Raw genomic sequence first — 11,986 nt, 5'->3', positions numbered from 1 at the left:
GACAAAACCTGAAAACCACGACTGGCTCACACCCGAAAACCGGCTGAACACGTCTAGCATGCGTCTTTAACAGCTAAAAACAGATGGCTCTTAGATGGCTCTTCGCCACCCACCATAAGCAAAAGCCCGGGGATGATACCGAGCCGAAGAAAGGGCAGGCAAGCAACTTTTTGACGCAGTCATACGCCGGAATTCTAACAATCAGGTTCGGCGCTACGGCAATAATGCAAATGCACTAATTGAGCGTTTTTTTACGACAAGCGCTCCCCGCCGCGCTCCTGCCCGGCGACCACAATCTCTGTCTGCCAGCCACGCGCCTGGATGGCCGTCCGCAGCGTGTCTGCCAATACCGACTTGGCCTGCTGATCACCATGCACCAGCACGACCCTGCCAGCACCACCGGCAATGCCTGTGGCAAACTCAACCAGCCCCGCCTGATCGGCGTGGGCAGAGTACCCGCCTAACGAATGCACCCCCGCCCGAATGAAATAACGCTGCCCTTCCAGCTCCACATAGCCACCCTGCTCCCCATATTTCTGAATGGCATGGCCGGGCGTCCCTTTGGCCTGATAACCAACAAACAACACGTTGTGTCGCGGCTCGCCCAGCATGGATTTCAGGTAATTGACTACGCGCCCCGCGTTACACATGCCACTGCCGGTGATGACCACCGCTGGCTGCAGGGTGGTGGCCAGACGGTTGACCATGCGCTGGTGCTGGGCATGGGTTTCGACCTTGAGCAACTGCTCGAAACCCAAAGGGCGTCGACCGCTCTCGGCTCGCTCACGGGCCTGCGCACTCCAGCTCTCGCGCAGCTCCCGATAAAGCGCCGTAAAGCGCCCTGCCAGAGGAGCGTCGAGGATGACAGGGATGCGTCGCCAAGCCGGCGCGTCGTGCATGATGCCCTCCAGCTCGTACAACAGTTCCTGCGTACGACCAATACTGAAAGCAGGCACAATGACGGTACCGCCGTCGGCCAGCGCCCGCTCCAGCACCCCTTGCAGGCGCGCCCGACGGCTATGTCGGTCTTCGTGCAGGCGATCCCCGTAGGTGCTCTCCAGCACCAGCAGGTCGGCAGATTCAGGCGCATGGGGCGGGTCCAGCAATGGCGCACCAGCAGCGCCGAGATCCCCCGAGAACACCACCCGTCGCCTGCGTTGCTCCGTCGGGTACCACAGGTCGAGCTCAACGTAGGCCGAGCCGAGAATATGCCCAGCAGGCTGAAATCGAACCCGACAGTGAATATCCTCGCGGATAAGTATCGGCACCCAGCATCCATAGGGGTGGCCGAGCAACTGACTCTTGACCGCGCCCACATACTGCGATGCGAGGGCCGCATCTGGCCGCACTCCAACCTTGAAGGCATCTTCAAGCACCACCGGCAACAACACAGCAGATGCCTCAGTGGCATGAATCTGCTGCCGAAAGCCCGCCGCGAGTAGCCAGGGTAAGCGTCCAACGTGGTCAACATGCACATGCGTCACCAGCAAGGCATGCACGGTGTCGAGTGCAAATTCGATAGCCAGCCGGTCCTGCCCTGCGCCACCACCAGAGGCTTCAGCCCCCTGGAACAGCCCGCAATCAATCAACAAACTGTCGGTCTCGGTCATCCACAACTGGTGACAAGACCCGGTGACACCATCAACCGCGCCATGATGCTGCACCCACGGATAGCGCTCAGCACGCATTAGCAAACTCCCTTTGCCCGTTTTTGGGGCCACAGCGTACGCCAGCAGATCAATCACAAGGGTGAACCAGTCCGCATCCAGCGGCGCAAGTCGACCATTGGCGCAGATTGCGTTCGTCGCCACCTGAATACCCAACAAACGCAGCAACCTGCGGCCACCTCCCTTCTGAACACCGCGCATACCGGGCGTTCATGCTGGATGTGCAGTCACGCAAACGATCACGGCGGCCCTTCGCCCGCTCTGGCGAGCAGGATCAATGGCGTCAGATTTACAGCATTGGCAGTTTCCATCCGCGCTGCAGCTGCTATCATGCCCACCAAACCGGGTGGGCGATGGCGGCGTCAGGACGCCACCCAAGCAATGACGCCTCGAGTATTGGCAAAGGCTTGCGAACCGCATGATCAAGAAAATTCTGGTTGTCTGCGTCGGCAATATCTGCCGCAGCCCCACGGCAGAGGCGCTGTTGCAGCGCAAACTGGCCAGCAAGGGCATTGCCGTCAGCTCGGCTGGCTTGGGCGCGCTGGTTGGCAAGCCGGTAGACAGCTCTGCAGCCCAGGTCATGGCGGCAGCGGGCCTTGCCTTGCCGGACCACCAGGCTCGTCAGTTGACGCCTGCCATGCTGCACGAGGCAGACCTGATCCTGGCCATGGAGTCGCGCCACCTGCAGAAGATTCACAGCCTGGCCCCCGAGGCGCGCGGCAAAGCGCTGTTGCTGGGCAAGTGGCTGGACAATGCAGAGGTGCCCGACCCCTACCGCCAGCAGTTGCCCGCATTCGAACACGTATTCAAGATTATGGATAAAGCGACTGATGCCTGGTTGCGCTATCTTTAAACGCTCCACACCCTTAGCCTCACTCTGTCACGGAACCTGATTGTTGATGCAGAACAGCACCCCCGCCGCACCAAACAGCCAAGATGAGATCGACCTGCTGGCCCTGCTAGGTGCGCTTATCGATCACAAGCTGACTATCATTATCTGCACGCTGGGCTTTGCCTTTGCAGGCATTGCCTATGCGCTGCTCGCGACTCCGATTTACCGGGCCGACGCAGTCATCCAGATAGAGGAAAAGTCAGGCGGCCTGGGCGGGCTGCTGGGCGACGCTGGCGCAGCCGACATGTTTGCCGGCACCAGCGCGGCAGCGACCGAAATCGAGCTGTTGAAGTCACGCAAGGTGATCGGTCAAACCGTTGAGAACCTCAAACTCGACGTGGTGGCAGAGCCCAAGCTCATGCCGGTAATTGGTTCGTTCTTCTATCGTCGCTATACGCCGACCGAGCAACAGCCGGTTGCATCGCCACTGCTGGGTATGAATAGCTACGCCTGGGGCGGTGAAGCGCTCGAGGTATTCCAGCTGGAGGTGCCTGGCGCCTACGAGGGCAAACAGCTCATTTTGCGCGCTGGTGAGCAAGGCCAGTTCTCGCTGCTCAATGACGACAACGAGCTGCTGGTGCAGGGGCAAGTCGGCACGCAGATAGAAGAGCACGGCTTCCGCATCCAGATTGCCCGGCTGACGGCTAACCCGGGCACCGAATTCCTGCTGATCAAGCGCAACAGTCTAAGTACCACGCTGAAGTACCAACGCGATATTGCAGTCAGCGAGAAAGGTCGAGATTCCGGCATTCTGCTGCTGAACCTTGAAAGCCCGCATCCAGCTGCCGCCGCTCGCATCCTCGACGAAGTCAGCCGTCTGTATGTGCTGCAGAACGTCGAACGCAAGTCCGCAGAAGCTCAGCAGAGCCTGGACTTTCTGAAAGACCAGCTGCCTACCGTCCGCCGCCAACTGGAAGCCGCCGAGCAGGCACTGAATACGTACCAAGCAAAATCCGGCTCGGTAGACATTACGCTCGAGACCCAGGCAGTCCTGGATCAAGTGGTGGAGCTGGACACCTCCATCTCCGAACTGCAACTCAAACGCTCGGAAATGGAACGCCGTTTTACCCGCCAGCACCCTAGCTACCAAGCCCTGATGGAACAGCTGAACCAGTTGAACAGCCGTCGCAAGCAGTTGGTTGACCGCGTCGGCGACCTGCCTGCCACCCAGCAAGAGCTGCTGCGCCTGTCGCGCGACGTTAAGGTCAGCACCGAAATCTACACCGCCATGCTCAACACCTCGCAGGAGCTGGATGTGGTGCGTGCAGGCACCGTCGGCAATGTCCGCATTATCGATAACGCCGTGGTCGATACCAGCCAGCCGGTCAAACCGAAGAAAGCCCTGATCGTGGCTCTCGCCACGCTGCTTGGGGCCATGCTGGGCGTTGCCATCGCGCTGCTGCGCCATGCGCTCAACCGCGGCATCGAAAACCCGGAGCTGCTCGAACAGATCGGCCTGCCAGTCTATGCCTCTGTGCCGTTCAGCAAGGATCAGCAACAGATCGAACGCAACGCCAAGGGCAAAACGGTCTCCCACAATTCGCAATTGCTGGCCGCCACCAACCCGGCAGACCTGTCGATTGAAGCATTGCGCAGCCTGCGCACCAGCCTGCATTTCGCCATGATGGAAGCACGCAACAACGTGCTGATGATCTCCGGCCCGAGCCCGAGCGTAGGCAAGTCGTTTATTTCGACCAATTTGGCCGCCATCGTCGCCCAGGCAGGGCAGAAAGTGGTGCTGATCGACGGCGATATGCGCAAGGGCTACGCCCACAAGCTAATGAGCCTGCCGGCCGAACCGGGCTTGTCCAATCTGCTGGTCAGCACACACACACTGGCGGATGTGCTGCACAAGAGCGAGGTGCCGAACCTGCACTTCATCCCCCGTGGCATGATTCCGCCGAATCCGTCAGAGCTGCTGATGCACGTGAACTTTGAATCACTGCTGAAACAACTGAGTGGTATGTATGACCTAGTGATTGTCGATACTCCGCCGATTTTGGCCGTGACTGACGCTGCACTGGTCGGCCGCTTGGCTGGCACCAGCCTGATTGTGTCCCGCTTTGGCCTGAACCCAGTAAAAGAAGTGGAACAAACCCTGCAACGCTTCCGCAATAACGGTGTCGAAATTAAAGGTGCTATCTTCAATGCAGTAGAGAAGAAGGCCTCCGCCTACGGCTACGGCAATTACGGCTATTATCAGTACGAATATAAATCTGACCGCAAGTAACACAATCGGCCCTTCCATTAAGGGAGTGCTTGCGTATAATCGGGCAAAACCTACCATTTAAGGTACAGGGAGTTATTGACATGAAGAAACAAACTATTGCTATCGTTGCCAGCACCCTGCTGCTGGCGTCTGGAGTGTCCTTTGGCATGTCCCTTGGTAATGACGCTGACCACTCGAATATTGTTGAATCCCCAGCTCCAGGCCAAGAAAACGGTATAAACCGTGTAGGGGAGATCCCCTCTGCCCCCACCACTGTTGGCCAGGCTAGAGGCGGTCTCACCAAAGGCAAAATAGCCGTTATTGGTGCTGCTGCTGCGGGCGCAGGCGCCGCACTTAGCCAAGGCGGTAGCGGAGGTGGTAACACTGGTACTACTGGCACTACCGGTACCAACTAAGCATCGGCCTTCGAGCCACTCGAAGCCATCTGAACGCTCCTATCAGATGGCTTTTTTGTTATCTCCCGTTAACAATGCGAATAAGATCAAAACCTATGAATCGCCTTCCTCTCGCTGCACTGAGCCTCTCAGCCCTGTTTCTGCAAGCCTGCATGTTCTCCCCCGGCATGCACATGGATACGGACCGGTTGCTGACCGAAGACTCTGCCGAGGAAAGCTTGGTTCAAATGGTACAGATCACCCCCAAGGTGTTGATTCAGGAGCAGGCCGTACAGCCTAATCGCACGGTTCCAGCCGCACTGCTTGATTACGCGCCGGACAACTATCGCCTTGGCCCGAACGACGGTCTGTTCATTACCGTCTGGGATCACCCGGAACTGACCGTGCCGGGCGGCCAGCAACAGGCTACCGAAGCCAACGCCCGTGTTGTGCGGGACGATGGCACGCTCTTCTATCCGTTTATTGGCAGCGTGCAGGTCGCCGGCATGACCCAGGAAGAGCTGCGCAAGGTCATTACCCAGCGCCTGTCGCGCTATATTGAACAGCCTCAGGTCGACATCAATATCATTGGCTATAACAGCCAAAAGGTCACCCTGAGCGGGGCCTTTATGCAGCCCGGTTTCCGTTCCATTACCTCGCAGCCACTCACATTATTGCAGGCGGTTGGCGAGGCCGGCATCGATAGCAAGCGCGCTGACCTGTCGCACTTGAGCCTGATCCGTGACGGGCAGATATACACCCTCGACTATGACTACCTCACCAGCCACCCGAGTGAGGTGGGTAGCATCTACCTCAAGGCTGGCGACAAGCTCCATATGGGCCTGAACGATGCCCGCAAGGTATTCGTTATGGGTGAAGTAGCGCGCCCAGCTGCGCTGTCCTACAGCACCAGTCGCATGACACTCAGCGAAGTGCTGGCCACCGTCGGCGGCCCCTCACCGGCGACCTCCAGCGGCCGCGAAGTCTACGTCATCCGTGGCGTGGAGAACCTGGAAACCGAGAAAGCCACCATTTTCCAGCTCAACGCCCAATCGCCGTCAGCATTCATCCTGGCTGACCAGTTTGAAATGCGCCCACAGGACGTTGTGTTCGTTGGTGCAGCGGGTATCACCCGCTGGAACCGCTTTGTCAGCCAGCTGTTCCCCAGCGCCAACATTCTTGGTACCGCCGTTCGGGTGGGCAGTGACTACGATGATCTGCGTAACGACAACTGAAAGGCCTGACCGTGAGCCCTTTTCTGCGTTCAGGCTTACTGCTGCTTGCTGCCTTGCCCTTGGCGGCCTGCAATTCGCTGACGGCTGACTCGGTAGCCACCTTCCAGGTTTTGGCTGACGGTAAACTCAACCGCATCTCGCCTGAGCAAATCAACAATCCCGAGGCTGATACGCTGTTTATCGCGGCTGGCCGCGCAGAAGGTTTGTACGTTGCCCCCGCAGGCAGCAGCGGTGTTGTCCAGTGGTACGGCCTGACCGAGCAGCTCGAAACCCAATACGGACGAATCACCCAACTGGTGGGCTTGGAAACGGACGTTAACGCACCTCTGAACCAGGACGACCCCTTTGTGCAGGGACTGCTTACCGTCGCCGACGGCACCGAAGTGGTGCGCTCGGTCGATCTGCCGCTGACCTACCAGACCGGCCTGCAGCAGATCGCGACCTACTATCGCGGCCCGCTTGAGCAGTTCGCCTCGGAACCCGGGCAGCCATACCAACGCATCGACGAGCATGTGCGCATGCCCGATCTCGACTTCGAGACAACCAACTATTACTGGGTTGCCCCCGCGACGGGCAGAGTGCGCCGCAGCATTCAGCAACCCGCCCCCGGAATGCTGACTATGGATATGCTGTTTAGCTATCAGCCAGCCCAGGGTGAACAGCCTTGAAACGTCATCTGATTACCGCACTCCTGGCCGGCGTTCTGTGTACCGGACCAGTCATGGCTCAAGAGCTGCTGATTGAAGGCGCCGTCGCCTCTCCCGGACGTTACCTTTGGCGCGATGATCTGCGCCTGCTTGACCTGACAACGACCGTCAAGCCAACGGCGGATGCCTGGCCGCTCGGTGCCGCACTGCTACGCCAAAGCGCGCGCCAAGAGCAACGCAAACTCAAGGCCGGTGTGCTTTTTGACCTTCACACGGCGCGTGTTAACGCAGGCCGTGTAGAGGATCCATCGCTGACCGCACTGCTCGAGCGCCAGCTGCAGCAGGTAACTCGAATAGTTACCACCGGCCGTATCAAAGCCGAGATGAACCCGTTGAAGCAACGATTGCTTGCGTACAACCCGCTGCTGGAGCCTGGCGACCATATTGTGTACCCAACCCGGTCATCCACCATCCGTCTGACCGGTGCGGTAATTGAGGAATGCGTAACGGCGTTTGTCCCGGCACAGCCCGCAGCCGCCTACCTGGACAGCTGCCCACGTCACTGGGCTGCTGACCGTGACTATGTCTATCTGATTCAGCCCGATAGCACGGTGCAGCGACTCGGCGTCGCGTCCTGGAACAGCGACGATGGCTGGCTGGCGACAGGCGGTACGCTTTACGTACCCTTTCATCCCGCCCTGTTTGGTGAGAGCGGCAATGATTTCAACGATGAAATGGCAGCACTGCTTGCAACCCAGTACACCGGCCTAGAGGCGACTGCCGCAGATGAGTAAAACGCTTCTTCGCCTGGTTACCATGTCCGCGCTGCCGTTGGTGGCCGCTAGCGCCTCCTGCGCTCTGGCCGACGAGAATCCGCGCTACCGCGCCACCCAGCACAATTATGGCGGCGTTGGCTTACTGCAGACGCCCACTGCCCGAATGGCACCAGAGGGCGAATTCAGCTTTACCGCAAACCACACCTCGCCTTACACCCGCTACAGCATTTCGGTACAGCCACTGCCCTGGCTGGAAAGCACCATCCGCTACATTGATGTAAATAACATCAGTTACGGTAGCGAAGGTTTCAGCAACCAGAGCCTGAAAGACAAGGCAATCGACGCCAAGTTTCGACTCTGGCAAGAAAGCCGCTGGCTGCCTCAAGTGGCCCTCGGCTTCAGGGACGTTGGTGGTACCGGGCTGTTCTCCAGCGAATTTGTCGTCGCCAACAAGCGCTTCTACGACCTTGACTTCAGCTTGGGTGTGGCCTGGGGTTATATCGGCAACAGGGGCGATTTCGGCAACCCGCTGTCGGTCATCAGTGACAGCTTCAATGATCGCGCCACAAACGACGACCCGGGCGGTACGTTGAACACTAGCAGCTACTTCAGCGGCCGCCCCGGCATTTTTGGCGGCGTGGAATACCAGACACCCTGGGATGACCTGCGGCTGAAAGTGGAACTTGATGGCAACGATTACAAATCCGAGCCTTTTCAGAACAACCAGGAGCAGGACTCCCCCATCAACGTGGGCGTTCTGTACAGCCTGGCTGACTGGGCAGATGTCACTGTGGGCTGGGAGCGCGGCAATACCGCCATGTTCGGTATCACGATGCACACCAACCTGCGGACAATACAACGCCCACCAAAAGTGCTCGATCCCGAGCCAGAAGCTCGCCGTGCACTACCGGCTGGCGTAAGAGGCGCTAACGTCGATTGGGCCAATATCAGCGATCGTTTGAGCGCTAATGCGGGCATCAAGGTTGAAAGCATCGCGGTCAAGGATGATGAAGTCATCATTACCGGCGAACAGACCACCTACCGAAGCGACGCCGAAGGTATGAGCCGTGCAGCCCGGGTGCTGGATAACAGCCTAGGTGAAGGCACGTACGACTGGTATACGCTGGTACACAAGCCCTATGGCATGGCGTTGAATCAAACCAGCGTCAACGCAGAAACCCTGCGCCAGTATGAGCAGTTTGAAGCCGATCAGCGTGCCTTGCGCTATCACATGGTCAACGCCGTTCCGTCGAGACAGGAAACCGAAGAGGTCTATGCTGAAGAGCTTGACCGGTTCAACGCAGGCCTGGCGCTCGGCTATCGTCAGAACGTCGGCGGCCCAGACAATTTCATCCTGTACCAGTTCCTGTTGCGCGCCAATGCCCAGTTCTATTTTGACCGTAACAAGTGGCTCGACGGCACCGTGGGCATTAACCTGCTCAACAACTATGACCAGTTCGAATACGACGGCCCGAGTAACCTGCCGCGCGTACGGACCGATCTGCGCCAGTACCTCACTACCTCAGACGTACAGCTAAACCGGCTGCAGTACACGCAGACCGAACAGATCAACCGCGACTGGTTCGGCATGGCCTACGCGGGTCTGCTGGAAGACATGTACGGCGGCCTGGGCGGTGAAGTGCTGTATCGGCCGCACGGCGTCGACTGGGCGGTCGGTGTCGACGTCAACTGGGTCAAGCAGCGTGGCTACGCACAGGAATTCAGTTTCCGCGACTATTCGACGCTGACCGGCCACATCACTGGTTACCTGCGAACCGGCTTCCACGACGTCTTGATCAAGGGCAGCGTCGGACGTTATCTGGCGGGTGACATCGGCGGCACCATCGACCTGTCTCGACGCTTCCGCAACGGCGTTGTAATGGGCGGCTGGGCGACCATGACCGACGTCTCCAAGGAAGAGTTCGGCGAGGGTAGTTTCGACAAGGGTGTTTACATTCAAATACCGTTCGATGTGTTCTTCCTTGGCTCAACCAAGTCCGTCGCCAACCTGGCCTGGAACCCGTTGACCCGGGACGGTGGCGCCAAGCTCTGGCGCAACTATGAGCTGTACCAGCTGACCGAGGAACGGGATCTGGATCTGTTCGACAACAGCTTCCAGAACCTGTCGCGTTGATCATGAGGCAGCTCATTGAGCGCCTGATGGCGCGCTACAGCCTGTGGTTCAAGCTCGCCTTCTTTGCCCTGCTGGCACTCGGGCTGTATCTGGGCATGAGCCCCAGCCCGCCACCAACCGCGTACAGCTGGCAGGCCTCCGGCTACCACGCCGGCGGCATCTTTGCCCTGACGGTGCTCAGCTTCGCCGCCTTCCCTCGCTGGCGCTGGTGGTTTCGAGCGATCTTCATGACACTTGTTGGCGCCGCTGTGGAACTGGTTCAATCCCTGCACCCTACCCGCTCCCCGGATTGGGGAGACGTCATGGCGAACAGCTGTGGGTTGCTGGTGGGCCTACTGCTGATCGCCTGCTACACGCTACTGATCCGACGCCAAAGGCCTGTTGAAGGTTAGCCACCTCACCCGTTTGGGCTAGCATTGAGCCAAAAATCCAATTTGTTTCACATTTGGCGAATACGGCCAAATGACATCATTCTTCCTGCTGTTAAGGTTCCTGATGGAACAACGACAAGGAAGATCAATGTCCCGAGACAACTTCACCCCCAGCGTTAATCGCGCCGACGTATGGAAAGGCTGGGAGCGACAGCCCAGCGTCTCAGAACGCCCCATTCCTTACGATGTGCAGCTGATCACCCTGAAGCTGGCTGATGCGCTACCACAATGCACTCAACGGGCAATCAGCAAGGAAATTCGCGACTACCCCCAGGCCCAACGCGCCCTGCAGAGACGCCAGCGCCTCGAGGAGGTGCTGCAGCAAGGTGAGGGTTGCTGTCTGTTGAGGCATCCACGCATGGCCGCCGAGCTGATCGACGCGCTTGAGCAACATAACCGCAAGCGCTACAAACTGATTGCGTGGTGCATCATGCCGAACCACGCACATGTCCTGCTTGAGCCGACCTACTCCATGCCGCGCATCGTGCAGGCCTGGAAAACCGCCACCACGCGCTGGATGCTACTGCACAAGGACGAGCTGCAACTGAAGACACCTGGGCGCATGTTGTGGATGCGCGACTACTGGGATCGCTATATCCCTGAGCCGCGCGACCTGGCACCCACCATACAGCAGATCCACAACAGCCCTGTGACCGCTGGCTTGTGCAACCAACCGGATGAATGGCGATGGTCCAGTTTGCCCGCCAAGGCACACTGAACGAAGCGACGGCTCCGCGCTTGATGGTATCCTGCAGGGCCAACATCCCAATCAGGAAGCAGCATGCAGGCAGCAGAACAACGGAAACTACTGAACGCCCTGATCCCTGTTTGCCGGGCGGCCGGCGAGTTGATTCTCGACATCTACCACAGCGACTTTGAGGTGCGCGGCAAAGCCGACGCGTCCCCGGTCACCGAAGCCGACGAGAAGGCCGAAGCCATTATCCTCAGCGAGCTGGCGAAACTAACCTGCAACTTCCCGGTGGTGGCGGAAGAAGCCTGCGCTGCCGGTATTGTTCCTGAAATCGGCGATTGCTTCTGGCTGGTAGACCCGTTGGATGGTACGCGCGAGTTCGTCAACCGCAACGGCGAGTTCACGGTCAACATCGCTCTGATCGAGCACGGCCGCCCCATACTGGGGGTCGTACTGGCTCCGGCACTCGGCGAGTTGTATGCCGGCTCGCTAGCCGATGGTGCCTTCTTTGAAAGCGTCACCGGCCGCGAGCCGATTCATGTACGGACGCCCGGCGAGCAAGGACTGGACGTACTGGCCAGTCGATCGCATGGTGACGAGCAGGCGCTGAAGCAGCTGTTGTCCGGCCGAAAAATACACAAGCTGGTCAATGCAGGATCGTCGCTCAAGCTATGTCTGATTGCCGCTGGCAAGGCTGACATTTACCCCCGCCAAGGTCGAACCATGGAGTGGGATATTGCCGCCGGCCATGCCGTGCTGGCCGCCGCTGGCGGGCAGGTACAAACCTTCGACGGCGGGCCATTGCGGTACGGCAAGCCCGGCTTTGAAAACCCGCACTTTGTCGCCAGCGGCGCGGAGCCGTTCTTCTGATTGACCAGGGCCCGTGGGAGAACGGTGGTGGCCATCGGT

Annotated in this window: 11 protein-coding genes; 10 read left to right on the top strand and 1 reads right to left on the bottom strand. The window is 59.0% G+C overall.

Annotated features, from left to right (window positions below; translation table 11 throughout):
- Positions 1–251: 251 nt before the first annotated feature.
- Positions 252–1,688, bottom strand: a complete 1,437-nt coding sequence (locus tag ACKPCU_RS09230; RefSeq protein ID WP_321351603.1) for an MBL fold metallo-hydrolase — start codon at positions 1,686–1,688, stop codon at positions 252–254.
- A gap of 397 nt (positions 1,689–2,085) precedes the next feature.
- Here ACKPCU_RS09230 and ACKPCU_RS09225 point away from each other — a divergent pair, with 397 nt between their 5' ends.
- The 10 genes from ACKPCU_RS09225 to cysQ all read left to right on the top strand — a co-directional run bounded on the left by ACKPCU_RS09225 (position 2,086) and on the right by cysQ (position 11,947).
- Positions 2,086–2,520: a low molecular weight protein-tyrosine-phosphatase gene (locus tag ACKPCU_RS09225; RefSeq protein WP_321351601.1), complete on the top strand. Its 435-nt coding sequence runs from the start codon at positions 2,086–2,088 to the stop codon at positions 2,518–2,520.
- Positions 2,521–2,566: 46 nt separating this feature from the next.
- On the top strand, positions 2,567–4,789 hold the full coding sequence (locus ACKPCU_RS09220; RefSeq protein ID WP_321351600.1) for a polysaccharide biosynthesis tyrosine autokinase: 2,223 nt from the start codon (positions 2,567–2,569) through the stop codon (positions 4,787–4,789).
- 80 nt (positions 4,790–4,869) lie between these two features.
- Positions 4,870–5,184: a hypothetical protein gene (locus ACKPCU_RS09215; RefSeq protein WP_321351598.1), complete on the top strand. Its 315-nt coding sequence runs from the start codon at positions 4,870–4,872 to the stop codon at positions 5,182–5,184.
- 95 nt (positions 5,185–5,279) lie between these two features.
- On the top strand, positions 5,280–6,398 hold the full coding sequence (locus ACKPCU_RS09210) for a polysaccharide biosynthesis/export family protein (protein WP_321351596.1): 1,119 nt from the start codon (positions 5,280–5,282) through the stop codon (positions 6,396–6,398).
- An 11-nt stretch (positions 6,399–6,409) separates the two neighbouring features.
- Positions 6,410–7,066 carry a YjbF family lipoprotein gene (locus ACKPCU_RS09205; RefSeq protein ID WP_321351594.1) on the top strand — a complete coding sequence of 219 codons (657 nt, stop codon included), beginning with the start codon at positions 6,410–6,412 and terminating at the stop codon, positions 7,064–7,066.
- 53 nt (positions 7,067–7,119) lie between these two features.
- On the top strand, positions 7,120–7,839 hold the full coding sequence (locus tag ACKPCU_RS09200; protein WP_321351593.1) for a capsule biosynthesis GfcC family protein: 720 nt from the start codon (positions 7,120–7,122) through the stop codon (positions 7,837–7,839).
- A gap of 22 nt (positions 7,840–7,861) precedes the next feature.
- Positions 7,862–9,955, top strand: a complete 2,094-nt coding sequence (locus ACKPCU_RS09195; RefSeq protein ID WP_321351808.1) for a YjbH domain-containing protein — start codon at positions 7,862–7,864, stop codon at positions 9,953–9,955.
- Positions 9,956–9,957: 2 nt separating this feature from the next.
- On the top strand, positions 9,958–10,347 hold the full coding sequence (locus tag ACKPCU_RS09190; RefSeq protein WP_321351591.1) for a VanZ family protein: 390 nt from the start codon (positions 9,958–9,960) through the stop codon (positions 10,345–10,347).
- Between the two features lie 127 nt (positions 10,348–10,474).
- The gene (locus ACKPCU_RS09185; protein ID WP_321351589.1) at positions 10,475–11,104 is read left to right on the top strand and encodes a transposase; all 630 of its coding nucleotides are present in this window, start codon (positions 10,475–10,477) and stop codon (positions 11,102–11,104) included.
- A gap of 63 nt (positions 11,105–11,167) precedes the next feature.
- Positions 11,168–11,947: a 3'(2'),5'-bisphosphate nucleotidase CysQ gene (gene cysQ, locus ACKPCU_RS09180; RefSeq protein ID WP_321351587.1), complete on the top strand. Its 780-nt coding sequence runs from the start codon at positions 11,168–11,170 to the stop codon at positions 11,945–11,947.
- Positions 11,948–11,986 lie beyond the last annotated feature (39 nt).

It is taken from the genome of Halopseudomonas oceani, from assembly GCF_963677335.1.
Classification (GTDB): Bacteria; Pseudomonadota; Gammaproteobacteria; order Pseudomonadales; family Pseudomonadaceae; genus Halopseudomonas; species Halopseudomonas oceani.
This window is presented reverse-complemented; position numbering and strand designations above follow the sequence as displayed.